Origin of the sequence: Chryseobacterium turcicum, from assembly GCF_021010565.1 — a bacterium.
Taxonomy (GTDB): domain Bacteria; phylum Bacteroidota; class Bacteroidia; order Flavobacteriales; family Weeksellaceae; genus Chryseobacterium; species Chryseobacterium turcicum.
The window spans coordinates 2282495-2302407 of record NZ_JAJNAY010000001.1 but is presented as its reverse complement, the minus strand read 5'-3'; the positions used below and the strand labels follow the sequence as shown (position 1 = coordinate 2302407).

The 19913-nt window shown below is 33.0% G+C and carries 21 protein-coding genes; 3 read left to right on the top strand and 18 right to left on the bottom strand.

The window, feature by feature from the left end:
* Positions 1-7: 7 nt before the first annotated feature.
* The 13 genes from LO744_RS10500 to LO744_RS10445 form a co-directional block, all read right to left on the bottom strand.
* Positions 8-454: a phosphohydrolase gene (locus tag LO744_RS10500; RefSeq protein WP_230669217.1), complete on the bottom strand. Its 447-nt coding sequence runs from the start codon at positions 452-454 to the stop codon at positions 8-10.
* A gap of 106 nt (positions 455-560) precedes the next feature.
* The gene (locus LO744_RS10495; protein WP_230669216.1) at positions 561-863 is read right to left on the bottom strand and encodes a hypothetical protein; all 303 of its coding nucleotides are present in this window, start codon (positions 861-863) and stop codon (positions 561-563) included.
* An 89-nt stretch (positions 864-952) separates the two neighbouring features.
* On the bottom strand, positions 953-1723 hold the full coding sequence (locus LO744_RS10490) for a hypothetical protein (protein WP_230669215.1): 771 nt from the start codon (positions 1721-1723) through the stop codon (positions 953-955).
* Between the two features lie 189 nt (positions 1724-1912).
* Positions 1913-3691, bottom strand: a complete 1779-nt coding sequence (locus tag LO744_RS10485) for an acyl-CoA dehydrogenase family protein (protein ID WP_230669214.1) — start codon at positions 3689-3691, stop codon at positions 1913-1915.
* Positions 3692-3811: 120 nt separating this feature from the next.
* Positions 3812-4180, bottom strand: coding sequence for a four helix bundle protein (locus tag LO744_RS10480; RefSeq protein ID WP_230669213.1), 369 nt, complete (start codon positions 4178-4180; stop codon positions 3812-3814).
* A gap of 48 nt (positions 4181-4228) precedes the next feature.
* Positions 4229-5407 (bottom strand): thiolase family protein, encoded by a 1179-nt coding sequence (locus LO744_RS10475; protein ID WP_230669212.1) that lies wholly within the window; start codon positions 5405-5407, stop codon positions 4229-4231.
* Between the two features lie 106 nt (positions 5408-5513).
* Positions 5514-5975 (bottom strand): IS200/IS605 family transposase, encoded by a 462-nt coding sequence (gene tnpA, locus LO744_RS10470; RefSeq protein WP_230669211.1) that lies wholly within the window; start codon positions 5973-5975, stop codon positions 5514-5516.
* Positions 5976-6077: 102 nt separating this feature from the next.
* The gene (locus tag LO744_RS10465) at positions 6078-8471 is read right to left on the bottom strand and encodes a 3-hydroxyacyl-CoA dehydrogenase/enoyl-CoA hydratase family protein (protein ID WP_230669210.1); all 2394 of its coding nucleotides are present in this window, start codon (positions 8469-8471) and stop codon (positions 6078-6080) included.
* Between the two features lie 116 nt (positions 8472-8587).
* Positions 8588-9037 (bottom strand): MarR family winged helix-turn-helix transcriptional regulator, encoded by a 450-nt coding sequence (locus LO744_RS10460; RefSeq protein ID WP_230670530.1) that lies wholly within the window; start codon positions 9035-9037, stop codon positions 8588-8590.
* A gap of 166 nt (positions 9038-9203) precedes the next feature.
* Positions 9204-10127, bottom strand: coding sequence for an ABC transporter ATP-binding protein (locus tag LO744_RS10455; RefSeq protein ID WP_230669209.1), 924 nt, complete (start codon positions 10125-10127; stop codon positions 9204-9206).
* A 407-nt stretch (positions 10128-10534) separates the two neighbouring features.
* A complete protein-coding gene (locus tag LO744_RS20380; RefSeq protein ID WP_262908704.1) occupies positions 10535-10666 on the bottom strand; it encodes a hypothetical protein in 132 nt (43 codons plus the stop codon).
* Between the two features lie 400 nt (positions 10667-11066).
* Positions 11067-12038 carry a FecCD family ABC transporter permease gene (locus LO744_RS10450; RefSeq protein ID WP_230669208.1) on the bottom strand — a complete coding sequence of 324 codons (972 nt, stop codon included), beginning with the start codon at positions 12036-12038 and terminating at the stop codon, positions 11067-11069.
* A 20-nt stretch (positions 12039-12058) separates the two neighbouring features.
* The gene (locus LO744_RS10445; protein ID WP_230669207.1) at positions 12059-12616 is read right to left on the bottom strand and encodes a TlpA family protein disulfide reductase; all 558 of its coding nucleotides are present in this window, start codon (positions 12614-12616) and stop codon (positions 12059-12061) included.
* A gap of 116 nt (positions 12617-12732) precedes the next feature.
* On the opposite strand from LO744_RS10445, the gene LO744_RS10440 reads away from it, so the two are divergent.
* Together LO744_RS10440 and LO744_RS10435 are read left to right on the top strand one after the other, a co-directional pair.
* Positions 12733-13857, top strand: a complete 1125-nt coding sequence (locus LO744_RS10440; protein ID WP_230669206.1) for a 2Fe-2S iron-sulfur cluster-binding protein — start codon at positions 12733-12735, stop codon at positions 13855-13857.
* A complete protein-coding gene (locus LO744_RS10435) occupies positions 13854-14471 on the top strand; it encodes a SanA/YdcF family protein (RefSeq protein ID WP_230669205.1) in 618 nt (205 codons plus the stop codon). The genes LO744_RS10440 and LO744_RS10435 overlap by 4 nt, the downstream gene beginning before the upstream one ends.
* On the opposite strand, the gene tamL is transcribed toward LO744_RS10435, so the two are convergent.
* Positions 14468-17071: a translocation and assembly module lipoprotein TamL gene (tamL, locus tag LO744_RS10430; protein WP_230669204.1), complete on the bottom strand. Its 2604-nt coding sequence runs from the start codon at positions 17069-17071 to the stop codon at positions 14468-14470. The two genes, LO744_RS10435 and tamL, sit on opposite strands and share 4 nt — an antisense overlap.
* Between tamL and LO744_RS10425 the strand changes: the two genes are divergently transcribed.
* Positions 17057-17782, top strand: a complete 726-nt coding sequence (locus LO744_RS10425) for a TrmH family RNA methyltransferase (protein ID WP_230669203.1) — start codon at positions 17057-17059, stop codon at positions 17780-17782. The genes tamL and LO744_RS10425 overlap by 15 nt on opposite strands.
* A 78-nt stretch (positions 17783-17860) precedes the next feature.
* On the opposite strand, the gene LO744_RS10420 is transcribed toward LO744_RS10425, so the two are convergent.
* The 4 genes from LO744_RS10420 to cmk all read right to left on the bottom strand — a co-directional run bounded on the left by LO744_RS10420 (position 17861) and on the right by cmk (position 19868).
* Positions 17861-18358: a phosphoribosyl-ATP pyrophosphatase gene (locus LO744_RS10420; protein ID WP_230669202.1), complete on the bottom strand. Its 498-nt coding sequence runs from the start codon at positions 18356-18358 to the stop codon at positions 17861-17863.
* A gap of 3 nt (positions 18359-18361) precedes the next feature.
* Positions 18362-18670: a phage holin family protein gene (locus LO744_RS10415; protein WP_230669201.1), complete on the bottom strand. Its 309-nt coding sequence runs from the start codon at positions 18668-18670 to the stop codon at positions 18362-18364.
* Positions 18671-18751: 81 nt separating this feature from the next.
* A complete protein-coding gene (locus tag LO744_RS10410) occupies positions 18752-19102 on the bottom strand; it encodes a YtxH domain-containing protein (RefSeq protein ID WP_230669200.1) in 351 nt (116 codons plus the stop codon).
* Positions 19103-19181: 79 nt separating this feature from the next.
* Complete coding sequence (cmk, locus tag LO744_RS10405) at positions 19182-19868, bottom strand: (d)CMP kinase (RefSeq protein ID WP_230669199.1); 687 nt, start codon at positions 19866-19868, stop codon at positions 19182-19184.
* Positions 19869-19913 lie beyond the last annotated feature (45 nt).

The following is a 19913-nucleotide window of genomic DNA, read 5'->3' as shown; positions in this document are numbered from 1 at the left end:
GCAGGTATTAATATTTATCAGATAAATATCGATATGCTTTTAAATATTTATTAAAACGATGAATGTCTTTAGAAGTTAATTCTCGGTTTACCCTTCTCAAATCCATATTATCGCGAAGGTCATTAAGCTTTACTGCGACAGCAAGAGGTGATCTTTCGGTTCTTTTTACAAAATCATCATAAACTTCTTCGGGATCAAATTTTGTGAGGCAGCTTATTGCAAAAAGGATGTATTCAGGAAAGCCTTCAAATCTTAAATATTCAAAGCTAAACTCTTCAGGATGATCTTCTACGACATCATGCAAAACACCAACAATTTTCTCGTCCATTGTTTTACCATATTCCATTACACGCATTACGTGAGCAATGTATGGAGCATGATACTTATCTTTTTGCCCCTTGTGTGCTTTGTCGGCAATTTTTATGGCTTTATATAAAAGTTCTTCTTTTGTCATTCTTTTAGAAAAATAGAATACAAAAATATAAAACAGCTCAGATAAATTTGATGTTTTTCAAGAAAAATTTAAGAGATTTTATCAACAATTCTAAATGTTAATGAATTTATTTCACACTTAACTTTGGTGGTTTGGCTATATCCAGAAGATTTGGTATTTTATGTAATGTAGAATCTTTTTTAGGAGTCTTTAAACTAGAATAAATTTCAGGATTTTGAGGTTTTGCAACTGGTATTTTGTATAAATTAACTATTGAACTGTCAAATTTGATAACGCCAGAAGGTACTATACCAAAAGGTTTTTCTAATTTCGGAAACGCTGTAGAATCTATTTTCAAAGGTTTTCTTATAGAAACCTGTGCCGTAATAGTTATTGAGCTTAATAAGGTAAATATTAATAATAGTTTCATTGTCTTAAATGTTAATTAGATTTAAATTGTAACGTTTCAAAAACCCATGTATTATTATAAGACAACTGAAAACGTTTATTTATTACTTCTCAAGGAAAATTAATTCCATATTTACATCTCACAATTTGTCCGCTAACTTTAGCAGGAATCCAGATTTCTTTTATCGGCAAAATTACTCTTTTTAATTTTTCATTTTTTTCTTCATCTGTCCCAAAAATTTTCAAATTAGAACATTGCCCGTCTCTTTCTACCACAAAAGTCATTGTAAACGGATAAGAATCTGCAAGATTTCCAATTTTTGAACGTATATTATTTTTAAAATCACCTTTTGTATAAACGGGTTTCTGTTCTACTGCAGTGAATATTTCAAGGGTACTTATTTTTTTATCTCCAAAAAACCTGTATTTACCACTGTTGCCTTTGCCCATTTTATTTTTACTGTAAGTAACAGGAACACTTACATGATACCGAACCTCCCAGTTTGTAGTTCTTGCAGCTATCCATTCGGTTTTCATTTTTTTAAATGCGTTAATTACTTCTGTATTAAATTCTTTCTCGTCACCCTCTGCTTTTATAGAACTTACAGAGCCATCTTTTTCAATAATGAAACTAAGCTCAGAAAAGTAAATTTCATTACTATCATTAAATCTTTTAAGATCTAATTTTTCAAAAAGTATTTTTTTAAACTGAGTAATGTCTCCTTTAAATTGAGGAAATGTTTCGGCTTGTTCGTAGGGTTCTTTATTGCCGTAAATTTTTTCTTCAATTGAAGAATCTTTTCCAGCCGGTGTATGATACATCACTTGGCTTTTGGCAAAAATGGAAGAAGCGATTGCAATTATTATTAAAGAAACTCTCATTAGTCTATTATCTTAAATTAAATATCTCTGCAATGATAAAATAAAATTATTATAAAGCGATAATTTATTTTGCTTAACCTCTAAAAGATGAAAATAGGATGAAATTCTATCCTAAATTTGTTGTTTTGAAGCAATAAAAAAACGTCCCAAATAATTGAGACGTTTTGAAATCAAATTTATTTGTAAAGACTAATAATGCCCTTTTTGAATAAAATGAGCGGCTACCTTTTCAGTTAAAGCGACTACATTCGGACTATTTGTATATTTTGTAAATCTTCTTAAACCTGAAAGCATCATTCTCTGTTCGTCACCTTCTGCAAAAGAAACAATTCCTTCTTTAGCTGCAGCAATGATTTTGTCAATCGCTTTGTAAAGGTTTAACTGAGCCATTGCAGCTTCTACAGAATCAGCAGAGAAGTGTTTTTCAGCTCTTAAAATAGCAGATTCTGCCATGTAGATTTGGTTAAGAATTTCAGAAGCATTTAATAGTAAATGTTGCTGTTTCTCAATATCCATCATATATTTTTGAAGAGCAGCTCCAGAAACCATTAAGAATACTTTCTTCAAATTAGCAATAATCGCTTTTTCTTCGCTCATCAATTCAGAATAATCCGGAACTTCGAATGACGGAATTCCCATCAATTCTTTGCTGATTGCCATTGCCGGAGAAAGTAAATCTAATTCTCCTTTCATTGCTCTTTTGATTAGCATTCCAACCGCCAAAAGTCTATTTATTTCGTTGGTTCCTTCATAGATTCTTCCGATTCTTGCATCTCTCCATGCAGATTCCATCGGAGTATCTTCTGAGAATCCCATTCCACCATAGATTTGAATTCCTTCATCGGCAGTATTTTGAGTAAGATCAGATACGAAAACTTTAAGAATAGAAGCTTCTACAGCGAATTCTTCAACCCCTTTTAGTTCGGCTTGTTGATGATCCATTCCACCAGCAACCAATTCTTCAATTTTATCTTCTACATTTTTTGCTAAACGGTAAGATCCCGCTTCACTTACGAAGACTCCGGTTGACATTTCTGCAATTTTCTTTCTGATCGCTCCGAAAGTCGAAATTGAAACCCCAAACTGTTTTCTTTCGTTTGAATATTGAATAGAGTGGTTTAAAATTCTTCTTTGTCCGTCAAGATTTGCTGCAGCCAACTTAATTCTACCAACATTCAATGCATTCAAAGCGATTTTGAAACCATTATTTCTTTCCCCTAACATATTTTCTACAGGAATTTTCATATCGTTGAAGAAAACCTGACGTGTAGAAGACGAACGAATACCTAATTTATGCTCTTCTTCACCAAAAGTTAAGCTGTTTGGATCTTCTAATTCTGAACGGTTAATCACAAAACCTGTGATGTTTTTATCATCATCAATTTTCGCAAACAAAGTGAAAGTATCTGCAAAACCTGCATTAGAAATCCACATTTTTTGTCCGTTGATGATATAATGTTTTCCATCTTCAGACAATTTCGCTCTTGTTTTTCCAGAGTTTGCATCAGAACCAGCATCCGGCTCTGTCAAACAATAGGCTCCGAATTTTGTCCCAGTCGCTAAATCCGGAAGGTATTTCTTTTTTAATTCTTCACTTCCATAAAGTAGAGTTGGAAGCGTTCCGATTCCGGTATGAGCTCCATAAGCTGTTGCTAATGATCCGTTTCCTCCAGAAACATAATCGCAAGCCAACATGGTACTCACGAATCCCATTCCAAGACCTCCGTATTCTTCAGGAACGGTAATTCCAAGAAGTCCCATTTCTCCTAATTTACGCATTGTTTCTTCAGTCAATGCATAATCTTTTTTCTCAAAACGATCATGATGCGGAATCACTTCTCTATCTATAAATTCTTTCGCAGAATCGCGAAGCATTTTTTGTTCTTCACTCAGTTCTTCAAGACTGAAAATTTCGTTTGCAAGGATTTCTTTGATTAGGAATTCTCCTCCTTTTACTATGTTGCTCATTATTGTTTATTTTAAATTTTAGTTATTTAGACTTTTAGATAATAGACGGATAGAGGATAGACTTTTTGGTGTCTATAAACTATATTTTGCTTGCCTATTTTCTATCCGTCTATCATCTTTTTAGTCTTTATTAAGCGTATTCTGAAATACCATTGTTGCTCTCTGAAATTCTTCAATCTTAATCTCAAAGGTTTCACATTTTTCCTCAGATAAATATTTTCTGTGATTTGCCAACAATATTTGTGTTTGCAATTCAAAAGATGAACCTAAAGAAATATCTAAAAAATGACTAAAAGACTTATTTGTTCTGCTTGAACCTTCGGCGATGTTTGAAGGAATTGAGATTGAACACCTATCCATTTGACTTTTTAAACCATACTTTTCATAGGCTGGAAAAGTATCAGTAAGGTCTAAAGTAAATTTTGATAATTCCATACCCATTTGCCAAATTTTAAGCTTTTTGAAATTATGTCTCTTAAAGTCATTCATCATTTCTTGTGTACAATCTATTATCTATCCGTCTATTCTCTTATTGTCTTATAGCAACTCAAAAATACTCGCTGCTCCTTGTCCGGTTCCTACACACATAGAAACCATTCCGTATTTGTTTCCACGTTTTCTCATTTCGTCAAGAAGCTGAACGGTTAATTTTGTTCCTGTACATCCAAGAGGGTGACCCAAAGCAATTGCTCCTCCGTTTACATTTAAAATATCAGGATTCAAACCTAATTCTTTTTTAATCGCAACCGATTGTGAGGCAAATGCTTCGTTTAATTCGATTAAATCGATATCTTTTAATTCTAAACCAGCTTGTTTCAAAGCCTTTGGAATTGCATAAATCGGTCCCATTCCCATAATTCTTGGTTCTAAACCTGCAGCTGCATAAGCAACTAATCTTGCTTCTGGTTCAAGACCTAATTCTTTTACCATTTCTTCGCTCATCACCATTACGAAAGCTGCTCCATCACTCATTTGAGACGAGTTTCCGGCAGTTACGCTTCCTCCATTGGCAAAAACAGGTCTTAATTTAGACAAACCAGCTAAAGAAGTATCCGCTCTTGGACCTTCATCTACTGAAAAATCAAACTTTTTAGTCTGCATTTTCTGGTTTTCATCCAAGAAATTATATTCAACAGGAATCGAAACAATCTGGTTAGCAAATCTACCTTCTGCATTAGCTTTTAAAGCCTTCATATGAGATTCAAAAGCAAACTGGTCTTGCTCTTCTCTTGTAATGTTGTATTGCTTAGCCACTTCTTCCGCGGTGTAACCCATTCCCCAATAATAATCAGGATTTGTTTTAGCAATTTCCGTTTCAGGAACCGGTTTATAACCACCCATCGGAATATAAGACATGGATTCTGTACCTCCTGCGATAATACAATCAGCCATTCCTGCCTGAATTTTTGCAGAAGCAATCGCAATTGCCTCACTTCCTGAAGCGCAATATCTGTTTACGGTAACTCCTGGAACTTTATCAGTTTGCAATCCCATTAAAGAGATTAAACGAGCGACATTCAAGCCTTGTTCAGCTTCGGGCATTGCGTTTCCTACGATAAGGTCGTCAATTCTATTCTTGTCTAATTGCGGAAGTTCAGCCATTAATTTTTCAATTACGGTTGCCGCCATGACGTCGGGACGAGTGAAGCGAAGTGAACCTTTAGGTGCTTTTCCCACCGCTGTTCTAAATCCTTTTACGATATATGCTGTTTTCATATTTTTTGTTTAATTAAATTGTTTTGAGAATTATTTGCCTCGTAGAGGTAAACTGTTCATAGCTTTTTATTGTTTTGCAATTGCGGAGCTCCGTAGGAGCGACCTGTTAATCCATCCATTCAAATAAATATTTCGAATCATATTCAATTTCAAATTTTGACATAAAATCTAAATATTCCTCTCTAAATGATTTCTTTTTATGATGTTCTTCTTGGTTTAAAATATATTTTACAACAGAATCTACACTACTTTTAGAATAAGAAAAAGCACCGTAACCTTCCTGCCAATTAAATTTCCCATTCATCCATCCTTTTTCATTAATAAACTTTGAAGTACCTGCTTTAAGATCTCTTACTAAATCTGAAACCGAAAAAGTAGGACTCATACTTACGAGGATATGAACATGATCAGGCATTGCAAAAACTGCGAATAATTTTTGATTTCTATTGGAAACAATACCTGTAATAAATTGATGTAATTCTTCTCTGTTTTCTTTTGAAATCAGATTTTGTCTTCCTTTGACAGCAAAAACAATTTGAATATAAATTTGGGTGTATGTATTTGCCATAAAATTAACGTGGTCTTCTATTATCAGGTCGCCTCTACGAGGCTCAACGTTTTTCTAAAATTACTCTGCTATTAACAGTTCGCTCCTACGGAGCTCTCCTTATTAATTTCTCAACGGTTTTCCTTTCTGCAACATAAACTGAATTCTCTCTAGAGTTTTTCTTTCACCACAAAGCTGTAAGAACGTTTCTCTCTCAAGATTCAACAAATATTGTTCGGTAACGATTGTTGGTTCAGAAAGATTTCCACCTACTAAAACATTTGCCAATTTATCGGCAATTTTCTTGTCGTGTGCAGAGATAAAATTTCCGGTTAACATTTGGTCGGTTCCAACGTAGAACATTCCAAGAGCGTCCTTACCTAACACTTTTACAGTTTGCTCGATAGGTTGTGTGTAGCCTTGTTCAGCTAATAGTTTTGTCACTTTTTTGGCTTCTGCAATCTGACGTTTTTTATCAACAACTACGATGTCTTTTCCTTTTTCAAGAATTCCCATATCGTAGGCTTCGTAAGCAGAAGTTGCTACTTTACCCATTGCGATATTCATGAAAGCTTCACGAAGACGGTTGTTTTTCACATCATCACTGTGGAATTCTCTTGAAGTTCTCAAAGCAAATTCTTTCGTACCACCACCACCAGGAATTACACCAACTCCGGTTTCTACCAATCCGATGTACGTTTCTGCGGCTGCGACAACTCTGTCAGCATGCATGGTCATTTCACAACCACCACCAAGCGTCATTCCGTGAGGAGCGACTACGACAGGAATTGAAGAATAACGAACTCTCATCATCGATTTTTGGAAATATGCAATAGCCATATTCAAATCATCCCAATCTTGCTCGATTGCCATCATTAAAATCATTGCTAAATTAGCTCCAACAGAGAAATTTGTGCCTTGATTTCCTATCACTAAACCGTCATATTCTTTTTCAGCTAAATCAATCGCTCTGTTTAATCCATCTAAAACTTCGCCTCCAAGAGAATTCATTTTAGAACGGATTTCGAAGTTGATAATTCCGTCGCCTAAATCTTCGATTGCAGCTCCCGAATTACTCCAAAGCGTTTTATTTTTTCTGATATTATCTAAAATAATGAAAGCATCCTGACCCGGAATTTTATTGTATTCACCAGAGTTTTTATCAACGTAAATACTTTGTCCTTCGTCATTAACTTTATAGAAGTTTTCTATGTTTTTCACCCAATCTGAAACTTCATAACCAGCTTCTGTAGCTAATTCAATTCCTTTTTGAACTCCAACAGCATCCCAGATTTCAAACGGTCCGTTTTCCCAACCGAAACCAGCTCTCATGGCATCGTCGATTTTGTAAACTTCATCAGAAATTTCAGGAACTTTATGCGAAACATACGCGAATAACGCACCTAAAGATTTTCTGTACAATTCTCCCGCTTTATCTTTTCCACCAATTAAGACTTTAAATCTATCAATTGGTTTGTCGATATTTTTAGTTAATTCTAAAGTCGGGAAAGAAGATTTTCCTTGAAGTTCGTATTCTAAAGTGTCGAGATTTAAACCGTGAATTTCAGATTTACCATCTGTACCTTTCACTTTTTTATAGAAACCTTGCTCAGTTTTTGAACCTAGCCATTTATTATCAACCATTTTCTGGATGTAATTTGGAAGCGCAAAAACATCATTGAAATTATTTGTTTCAACACCGCTATTACGAACGCCATTGGCAACCATTACCAAGGTATCTAAACCAACAACATCGGCTGTTCTGAATGTCGCAGATTTTGGACGACCGATTACAGGACCTGTCAATTTATCTACATCAGAGACCGTTAAACCTAATTTTTGGACATTGTGAAGCAAATCCATCATGGAGAAAACTCCAACTCTGTTAGCTATAAATGCTGGAGTATCTTTTGCTAGAACTGTTGTTTTACCTAAGAATTTTGCTCCGTAATTCATATAGAAATCAATGATTTCCGGTGCCGTATCTTTTGTTGGAATAATCTCTAAAAGAGGAAGATATCTTACAGGATTGAAGAAATGCGTTCCTGCAAAATAATGTTTAAAATCGTCGCTTCTTCCTTCCACCAACATATTAATTGGAATTCCTGAAGTATTTGAAGAAACTAAAGTTCCAGGTTTTCTGAACTGTTCGATTTTTTCGTAAACCGATTTTTTGATGTCAAGTCTTTCGACAACCACTTCAATAATCCAGTCTGTGTTTTTTATTTTCGCTAAATCATCATCAAAATTTCCAACTTTAATACGCTCCGCAAATTTCGGAGAATAGAGTAGTGCAGGGCTCGATTTTTTCAGTTTTTCAAAGTTTTCTGAAGCTATTCTGTTACGAACGGCTTTGTCATCTTTGGTCAAACCTTTTTTCTGTTCGGCTTCATTCAATTCAAACGGAACAATATCGAGCAGTGAAACCTGCACACCAATATTGGCAAAATGCGCAGCAATACCACTTCCCATAATTCCTGAACCTAATACCGTAACGTGTTTGATTCTTCTTTTCATTAATATTTATTTTAGTTATTTATTAAAATTATATTTTCAAAAAATTTTATTGAAGTTTATTTAAATCACTTCTTTAAAATTTTTCAAATTTTACCACGCTTCAAGAGATGTGATTTTTATTTTCTATGATTTAAGTCGGCAGCGATTTTCATGATTTCACTCATTACTTCCTTGAAGGTTTCCAACTTTTCAGGAGCTATTTTCTCCATCACTTTTTTGTTGAAATTTACTACCACTTCTTTCGACATGTTTCTTGAGCTTAATCCTTTATCGGTAAGCTTGATGATAACTTCTCTTTTATCTGTGGTTGTCTTTTCTTTATAGATATATCCGTTGTCTTCAAGGAGTTTAATAATCCTTGTAAGAGATGTAGGCTCAATTGCCATTTTAGGACCTAAATTGGTACTTCTTGTGCCTTCTTTAGGGTCAATTTTCAATAAAGTTAGGGCTTGTACTGCTGTAGAATCATGTTCTTGGGCAAGTTCAGTATACATTTTTGAAACAGCCAGCCAAGTCTGCTTTAGAATGAGGTCTACGTTTTCTGTTTTCTCTTTATTATTATCCATCATATTTTTTGCTTATCGGTTTTATCAAATGTAGCAAATATTATGCATGCATAGCATTAAATACTATTAAAATTTATTAACAGATTGATTTAAAGATCTTTAAAATGTATGACAAGCATAATACTATGCATGCATAGTATGTAGAATAAATAAGTAAAAGAATGAATTAATGAAGCTTTGAGACTAAATTTACGATTTCTTCAAAAGATTCGCATTTGAAGATTTCATTTTTATAAAAAATCTCCCAAAATGTATTGTTATATTCAAATTGAAATAAAGAAAGGTCTTTTTGAAAGTTTTTTTGCAACAATGAGTACAACATTTCTTTTTGAATTTCGGGCGAAATAATAGAAGGTGCTACAAAATTTTCATTCACCTGAAATAAAAATGCATTGGTCAACTCATCATGCTTTAGTAACACATCTTCTACAATCCCTGAAAATAATTCCTGATTTTTAACATACCAAATTTTGTCTGCAAATTCTTTTGCCAAACGCCAATCATGGGAAGAAAGTAAAATTAATTTATTCTGCTCTTTGGCAAGTTTTCGGAGTGTTTTTAGGATGATAATTTTGTTTTTTTCATCCAAATGGGTTGTTGGCTCATCGAGAATAATAATAGGAGAGTTCTGTGTTAATGCTCTACCAATAAATGCTTTTTGAAGATTTCCGTCGGAAAGGTTTTTTAAAGGTGTGTTTTTATATTGCTCTAAATCTAATGTTGTAATAATATCTGAAACTTCTTCCCGGTCTTCTTTTTTAAGCTCAAAATAAAAGGGATAATAAATGTATTTCCCTAAAGAAATTAAATCTTCAACCGTAAAATTCTGCGGAATGACAGCTTTAGAAAAAACAATAGCTATATTTTCAGCAATTTCTTTTACCGATAAATCCTTTATATTTTTATTATTAATTAAAATTTCGCCGCTCAATAAAGGGTTTTGATGAAGAATGGATTTAATTAAAGTAGTTTTACCAACACCATTATTTCCAATTAACAGGCAAACGTCTCCCAAATTCAAAGATGTATTAGCATTTGAAATGAGGGTTTTGTCGTAGCCTATATTGGCTTTTTTTATTTGTAGGTGCATTTTGTTGGTTTATCGCAAAGGCGCAAAGTTTCTTTTACAAAAATAGTGTTTTTAAGGCGCAAGGAATTTGATAAAGTCAAATTTTCGTACGGCTTAATTTATAAAAAATTCACAATTCTTGTAACTCCATTTTAGAATACATCGGATTGGAAATTCAATAGCAATCCTCTCTGTCATTGTGTTGTCTGTTTATTATTTATTGTTAGTATTTCGCAAAGGCGCAATTTTTAAATTTTCATACTGTTTTTAAGGCGCAAGAAAATCAAAGATTTTCAACCAATATTGAAATTATTTTATCACTTATATTTTACAGTCTTAAATTTTATCAAAGATAAAATCCTTGCGCCTTAAAACAGACACTTTTATAATTAAACTTTGCGCCTTTGCGAAACACCAACCTTTACACTTTATTCTGTTTTAAAAGCATCATTAAAATTACCAATTAACAGGCAAACGTCTCCCAAATTCAAAGATGTATTAGCATTTGAAATTAAGGTTTTGTCATAGCCTATATTGGCTTGTTTTATTTGTAGGTGCATTTTGTTGGTTTATCGCAAAGGCGCAAAGTTTCTTTTACAAAAATAGTGTTTTTAAGGCGTAAGGAATTTGACAAAGTCAAATTTTCGTACGGATTAATTTATAAAAAATTCACAATTCTTGTAACTCCATTTTTGAATAGATTAGATTGGAAATTCAATAGCAATCCTCTCTGTCATTGTGTTGTCTGTTTATTATTTATTGTTAGTATTTCGCAAAGGCGCAATTTTTAAATTTTCATACTGTTTTTAAGGCGCAAGAAAATCAAAGATTTTCAACCAATATTGAAATTATTTTATCACTTATATTTTACAGCCTTAAATTTTATCAAAGATAAAATCCTTGCGCCTTAAAACAGACACTTTTATAATTAAACTTTGCGCCTTTGCGAAATACCAACATTTACACTTTATTCTGTTTTAAAAGCATCATTAAAATTACAGGAATTCCGAAAACTGAACTTATTACATTTAATGGGATTTGTGATTTTTCGGCAATGATTGAAAAGAATAACATCATGAGCATTCCTAAAAACATATTCAAAATCCATTGTTGCCAAAGTTTTGAAGGATTATAAATTAATCGGCAGAAATGAGGAACAATAATTCCAATAAATAATATCGGGCCTAAAAACGCTGTAACAGAGGCTGAAAGTAGAGAAGAAGCAACAATAATCATCAACTTCAAATGATTTAAATTAACTCCTAAGCTTTGAGCATATGAACTTCCCAGAGAATTTCCAATTAATGGTTTTATAGCTTTAAAACAAATAAATAATCCAATAAAAACTAAAACAGAAAGAACAATAATCTGATTTCTCGACACCATATTATTAGCTCCAAAAGACCATAAAATATAGTTTTTTAAGCTTTGATTTTCTGCATAAAACTGAAGCAGAGAAACAATAGCTCCTGCAAAAGCTGAAACCAGAAAACCGAAAATAATAAGATATGATTTATCCTGAAATTTATTCGACATTGACAGTAAAACGAGCATCAAGACTAAACTCCCGATAATTGCCGATAAACTGAGAAAACTGTTTTGCAAAAATTCTGGCAGGAAAATATTATGGGAAAAGAAAATATAAAATGCAACCGATAAGCTGGCAACTGAGGTAATTCCTAAAATATCAGGTCCGGCAAGAGGATTCTGAAAGTATTCCTGCATGAGAAAACCTGAGGTAGGAATTGAAATTCCCGCCAAAAGCATCACTAAAACCCTATTTACACGAATTTCTGCTATCTGACTGTTGGTGGAATCCTGAAAGAAATCCTGAAGATTTAAAGTTAAAAATCCTGTATTCAGATTAATGAGCGCTGTCAAAATAACTGCGATTACTAAAAATAGACACAGGATTTTAAATTTTTTAGACATTTTGAATTACTGCTTAACTTTTATTTCAAAAGAGTAGAAATTTTTTCGTTGAGTTGCTCTTCGCTAATCATACCCAACGTTTCGTCTGTTTTATCACCTCTTCTCATAAACGTAAACGGAATTGCATTTCCAGTCCATTCTTTAAAATTATTTTTAAAAAAGCTGTCGTCTAAAAGCTGTCCGTCTAAAAGAACAGTATGATTTTGAATTCCGTGCTGCATTGTAAAACGAGGAACTTCAGTGTTCCAAATTTCTTTTTGGTCTAGGCTTACAAAAGTAATTTTTACAGGTTGGTCTTTCAGTTCTTCTATTTTCTTTTTAAAATGAGGAATTTCTTTTACACACGGTCCACACCAAGTCGCAAAAAAATTGGTTACGTATAAGGTATCGTTTTTCTTTTGTAAAAAATCAGCAGTCTCTGGTATAGACAACGATTTTAATGAAACATTTGCTGCTTCTGGAGTATTTTGAATATCTGTAGAATCTGTCACACCGATATTTTCATCCGTTTTTTCAGCTTCTTTTTTACAACTAATCAATGCAGTAGCTAAAAAGGCAGTCAAAATTATTTTTTTCATACGGAGATTTTTAATTTTATTAAGTTGCTTATGATGATTAACCAAATTTCTATTATCAAGAAAATCTGAGCAATCGCGGTTTCATAATTATTTTTTATTTATTTTTGAATTGCAGTATGGAACAACAAATCTATAAAGGGAAACTCACGCAGTTTCATCGGTTAAAAATAGCTAAAAAAGAAAGGCTGACCAAAAATACTTTTTCTTTGGAGCTTGAAATTCCTGAGGATTTGAAAAAGAATTTTAAATTTGAAGCAGGTCAATATGTAAGTTTAAAATTTCAGGCTCATGGTGAAAATGTCATTAATGATTATTCGATGACGTCGGCTCCGTATGAGAAAAAGATATGTTTGGGAATTAAAATAAACTCAACAGAAGGAGCGACTGCTCAATTATTTGAAAACTACGAAATTGGAGATGAAATTTTGGTAAGTGAACCTAACGGAAGATTTACTTTGGTTTCTAAACCGAGCGAATTCAGGACTATTGTTGGTTTTGCGGCTGGAATTGGAATCACACCCATTTTAAGTCATTTTAAAAATATCCTTCATAATGAACCAAGAACGAGACTGTTTCTTTTTCTTGGAAATAAAAATTCTGAAGAACTTATTTATCGTGAACTTTTAGATAATCTTGCAAGGCAACACCAAGACAGACTGCAAATTTTCTATTTTTACTCACAGGAAAAAACCGCCGACCAGTTTTTTTATGGAAGATTGGATGCTAAAAAACTAAACTTAATTATCAATCAAATTCTGCATTTAGATGATACCGATGAAGAATCTACGATTTGGGATGCTGTGGATGAAGTTTTAATTTGTGGAAAAGGGGAAATGATAAAAACGTTGGCAAACGCTTGTCATCATCACGGAATTCCTAAAAAGAATATTCATTTTGAATTGTTTGAAGAGTTTAATGATGATATTTATCCTGTAGAAAAAGAATTTCCACTGATTGAAAATGTGCAGGTAGATTTTAAAATTTTAGGAAAAACCTATCAAACGGAGCTTTCAGATAACCGCGAGAAGATACTTCAGCAGCTTTTAATTCAAAATTTCCCAGTTCCTTATTCTTGCAAATCTGGAATTTGCGGCAGCTGTGAATGTACTTTGGAAGAAGGCGAAGTAGAGCTTTTAGAAAACGAATATCTTACCGAAAAGGAGGAAGCTCATGGGAAAATATTAGCGTGTATGTCAATTGCAAAAACTAAGAAAATAAAGCTTAACTTTGATTTCAATTGAGAATAATCAGAAACATATTTAAGCTATTTTTTGTGTCAGTAGAAATTGTTTTTCTTCTGATATGTTTATCTAATGCCTGGGTTTTTGGGCTCACCAATGGAAGAACCTATACCAAAATTTCAAAAATTCCGCCTAGAGAAGTGGCTTTAGTTTTAGGGACATCACCAAGAATGCGTTCCGGGCTTTCTAATCCTTATTTTACCAAAAGGATGGATGCCACTGCATTGCTTTATCATCACGGAAAAATAAAAAAAATCATCGTAAGCGGCGAAAAAAGCAAAGGATATAACGAGCCTGCTGCGATGAAAAACTATCTTATTTATCAAGAAGGGGTGCCTGAAGAAATCATTATGGAAGACCCAGAAGGCTTTAATACCTACAAAAGTATTTTACGTTGTAAAGATGTGTACAAAAAGAAAAATGTGATTATCGTTTCTCAAGGTTTTCATAATTTGAGAGCATTATTTTTTGCACGAAATAATAATATGAATGCACTAGGATTCGATGCTCAGGATGTTACAAAACCAGAGAGTTACTACAGAAACCAATCCCGCGAAATACTTGCAAGAGTGGTCGCTGTAGTGTATTTTGTGTTAGGAATTTCTTCAGATTAAAAAGGATATCCGAAAGCGATATTTAAGGTAGGTTTTAAAGGCTTAATATCATGGAATCTCCATCTGTCACCTTCAGGTTTATTGGGGTCATAAATTTTATACGCTAAATCTACTCTTAATGTGATGTAAGCAACATTTACTCTAAGACCAAACCCGCTACCAATCCCCATTTCTTTAATAAATTTATTGAATTTAAACTGGTCATCAAAACCGTTATTTTCGGTATTCCAAACGTTTCCGATATCTGTAAAAATAGCACCTTCATACATTTCGGTAAACGGAACTCTGTATTCTATATTAGTTGTCAGCTTAATGTTTCCCATTAAATAAGTACGTACTTTTTCGTCAATCTGAGAAGCTCCAGGCCCTAAACCTCCAAAAGCAACCCAAGCTCGAATATCATTAGAACCTCCATTAAAATAAGACCTCACAAACGGCATTGCTGAAGAATTTCCGTAAGGAATACCAATTCCGATAAACTGGCGTAATGCTAAAGTTTGATTACCATTAAATTTAAAATATTTTCTTACATCAAAGTCAAATTTCACAAACTGTGCGTATGGAATTCCGAAAATTGTTCTTTCGGGACTTCTTAAAATTCCACCATCGTCTTGTCTTTTTTTGTTAAAAACACTCGGGATGTTTCCTGCCAATTCTACTTTTCCATTAAAATAAAAAGCATTAGGATAATCTTTTTTACCAATTTCATTATAAATAAAATTATAAATCATCGATGAGATAAGAACGTCCTGAGTCTGTCTGTCTTTATTGACGATTGTTCCCAAAAAAGAAATCAAATCATCTGCTCTTTTAGGGTCAAGGGCTGCAGAAGCAGCATATTCTAAATCGGTAATAATTTTTTCTGAAACTTGATCTCTGGTTAAAACTCCAGATTCAAAGTCTTGTTTAATTTGAGAATTAGTAATAAAATAGTCATCAAAAACCGTTTGTCTCACGACATCGTCATTGACAAAGAAATCGTAATAATTGTCTTTATTTTTTGTTAAACTGAAAAGAGTATTAAACAATGTCAACCTGTGTGATACCTGATCATTTACATTGGCAAAATAATTTAAACCAGTATTAAAATTGGTTCTTCCCAAACCGATATTATTCTGCACCGAAGCTCCCAAAACAATCGAAGATGTTGGGGTATATCTTTTAGGAATCAGTTTGTAATAGTTAAATGGAAGTAAAAGCCTAGGAAAGCTTAGAGATCCCTGCGCAGAATATTCATACGCTAAAATTCTTGTATCTAAGTTTTTAGGGTTCCTTATAGATCCGAAAGTTCCTGCAATACTCGTCGTTAAGTTTTCGGCTCCACGGAAGATATTTCGGCTCGTTAAATCTACTGAAGGCGAAACTCCTAAGTTTAATAACTGTGAATAATTGACATCTGTTCCTATCTTTAGCTCATATTTATCTAAAGGTTTCAGGATATATAAAACATCTACAATACTGTCATTTGGTGAAGTTGCCCCTCCTTGTCTCAAAGAATCTCGGGCTTTAAGAATACTGAAATTATTCATCGCCAAAAGATTTCTTTTGGTAAGATCTAATTTTTTCTGATCATAAACAGTTTTACTATCTACAATAATTGTTCTCCATAACGACGAAATCTTATAGTTTTCATTCATCTTATGAAATCTAATTCTTCTAAGACTGTCTTTCACCGTTTTTCTTGGAAAATCTGAATGATGATCAACAATTGCAACATCGATATTACCAAAAGTCGCTCTTTTGTAAGGACGATTTATCGAATCTTTACGGATTTCTAAAATCAAAGGAACTTCTTTACGACTTAATAGAGAATCTGCTACAAATCCTACTTCATCATTTCCGGCATTGAACCTGTAATATCCATTTTCACGCATCCAATCGTTGATACGCATAATTTCTTTTTCTAAAACCGTTTGATCAAGCAATTGCCCGCTTCTCACCAAACTTTCATGCATTTTTTGCTGATAAAGTCCTTTTATACCTAAATCAGGAATATTGTAATAATATTCTTTGATATTTGTGGGGCTATTGTGTTTAATTGAATAGTTTACAGATGCTTTTTTTGAGGCTGAATCAAGCTTATGGGCGTATTTAACTTCGGCATCCCAAAAACCTCTGTACGTCATCCTTTTTTCGATAGATTGAGCACTTTTTTCAGTTCTTGTCTGATCTAAAATCACAGGCGGAGTTCCCCAATTATGAAATAACCTGTCCATGTAAAGACTTTTCCCGACACTGCTCTGCATATTATATTTAATGAAAAGAGAATCACGAAGTTTCTGATTTCTCATCTCACTAGGATAGGTCATATATTCATTAAGAATAGTATCGTATTTAGGATTGGCAGCATTATAAAAAAGAAGACTCAGCGGCATGAAAATCAGCTGCTTTTTATTAGGTTTCTGCTGTACATAATCTTGTAGCTCATCATCGAAAAATTGCTTTTTATCTTCAAATTCAAAATTGTTGTGAGTAAGCAAATATTCACCATCAGGAACTTTTTTTGTGGTACTGCACGCATAAAGTAATCCAATAAATGTTGCAAATGATATTATTTTATAATATTTTTGAGGAGAATTCTTAAAATGCTTACAGCTCATACAATTAAAATTTTACAGTCTTTAGATAAAAAGAAGTTCAGACAAAAATACAATTTGTTTTTGGTTGAAGGGAATAAAATCATTTCCGAACTTCCTAATTCTAACTTTAAAATTAAAGAAATATTTTCTACAGATCCTAAAAATCTTGTATGTAAAGACGTAGAAATTACACAGATCTCTGAAAATGAACTCAAAAAAATAAGTTTCCTAAGAAATCCCAAAGATTCTATAGCCGTTTGTGAGTTGCTTGAAGAGCCTCAGTTTGAAGACAAAGATTTTCAATTGGTTTTAGATGGTATTCAGGATCCCGGAAATTTGGGCACCATTATTCGTTTGGCAGATTGGTTTGGTATCGAACAAATTATATGCAGTGAAGATACGGTCGACTTCTACAACCCAAAAGTGATACAGGCAACCATGGGCTCTTTTCTAAGAGTAAACATGGTGTATTGTAATTTGACAGAATATCTTTCGACAACTGAAAATACCAATGTAGGCACCGATATGGAAGGGGAGAATATTTATCAATTTGAAAAACCTAAGAAAATCAATTTGATTTTAGGCAACGAAGGAAACGGAATGCGCGATGAAACAGAACAATTTCTTCACAAAAGAATAAGTATTCCTAGATTTGGAAAATCACAGTCTACAGAAAGCCTTAATGTTTCTATGGCTGCAGGAATAATTTTAGGACAGCTTTTTAAAGTTTGAGTATTTGAGAGTTTTAGTGTTTGAGAAGGTAACAACCTAATCATACTCTACAACTCTCAAATACTCTGACTCTAAAACTTATATAAGTTGCTCCATACTAGAGACACTTTTTGTTTTCTGGTAAGCTTCTAACTTTGTACGGACAAATTTTAAAGCCATGGGTGCCACATAAATTAATGCTGCCCCCAAAATCTTCTTTTTCCAGTTTGGACTTTTCATATTTTTCTTAGCGTAATTTGCCACAAAAGCAGTTACAGCAAGTTTTACAACAGCATCCATCGCATCACCTTTAAATGCGCTTCCTGCAATTCCCATTGCGGTATTTTTACTTAGCAAAAGGTCTTTTACCTCAGATGTGATTTGTTTTGCGATAACATCTTTTCTGATGACCGTTGTTTCTTCACCATCTTCATCAATTTTTTCTTTCAAATATTGATCGCTGAGACCATTGGTAAATGCACTCAAGCTTTCTTTTGTGTTTTTAAAAGTTAAAAGAGCTTCCAAATCGGTAATTTCACTTTTCAACAGTTTCTTCTTTCTTTTAAGCTCTTCCAGACTCTCGTAATTTCTGCCCATAGTTTAATGATTTAAAAATTCGATTACTTTATTTGCCACCATATTTACGATTCTTTTCTTAAAGGTAGCAACTAAAATCATCACCACAAAATAAAATCCAGCAACAATTAAGAATCCATATGAATAATTATCTAAAGCTTTCCCAATAAGAAATGCCAACCCAAAATTGAAGAGAATGATAAAAAAGCCAAATGCCACCAACAATATCACTAAATAAGCAATAACACCTGCAGAAATTGAAGATTTTTCTGTAGCTTCAATTTTCAGCAAATCTATTCTTTTAGATGCGTATTCTTTAATAGTTTCAATCATCCGTATATTTTTTTTAAAAGTTACAAAAAAAGGAACTCTTTTACTTAAAGTTCCTTTTTTATATTCAATAAAAATTAAATATTATTTCTTAAGATCGTTCAATCCAGATTCTACATCTTTTACCATGTCTGTAGTTTTAGAAACGATTTGATCTTTATATTTGTCATACCCATCTTTTACAGTATGTGCTACATTATTGGCAGTTTCTTTGAAAGTAGAAGAGATATTATCATACTGATCTTTTACTATTTCAGATACTTCACCATATTTATTTTTTGCCTGATCTTTTAAGTCGTCGGCTTTGCTTTTGATTTTTTTTCTTGTTTCTTTTCCTTCCTCAGGGGCATAAAGCATTCCTAAAATTACACCTGCCGCAGCACCTGCTAAAAGACCTGCTAAAATACCTGCTGTATTATTTCCTTTTCTAGACATTTTTTGTTTTTTTAATAGTTAATAAATACTAGTTTTCGTTTTAAAAGGTTGCAATTAATATACCAATCAAGGTTTATGTCTAATAAAAATTGTTAATTTTTGTAAGATATTGTAATATGCTTTCTATTGTTTGACTTTTTGTCATATTTGTATTGTCAATAACGATGGCATCTTCTGCCTGTCGCAAGGGTGAGATTTCTCTTTCACTGTCAATACGGTCTCTTTCAATAAGATTTTCTTTTACTTTAGTTTCATCAGCTTCTATTTTTAGAGATAGAAGTTCGCTGTATCTTCGTTTTGTACGCTCATCAATACTTGCGGTGAGAAAAAATTTAAAATCAGCATCGGGTAAAACTACAGTTCCGATATCTCTTCCATCCATAATTACTCCGCCATTTTTTGCTATTAATCTTTGTGCATCCAACAAAAAATCTCTTACTTCTTTCTGTTTTGCCACTAAGCTTACATTTTCAGACACTTCGTTGCTTCGGATTTCTTTGGCAATATTGATGTGATTAAGGAAAAGAACCAGTTCTTCGTCTTCTTTTTTAAATTCTAATTCAATTAAATGAAATGATTTGAAAAGTTCTGATAAATTGATATTATCATTTTCATCAACACAATTTTGCAGAGCAAACCAAGTAATACCCCGATATAAAGCACCGGTATCTAAGTGTACGATACCCAATTTTTTGGCAATAATTTTTGAGATAGAACTTTTTCCGGTAGAAGAAAATCCATCAATAGCGATTACTGGTTTTTTCATAGGACAAATTTCAAGAAATTTTCTGAAAAAATCAAGAATGTTTCA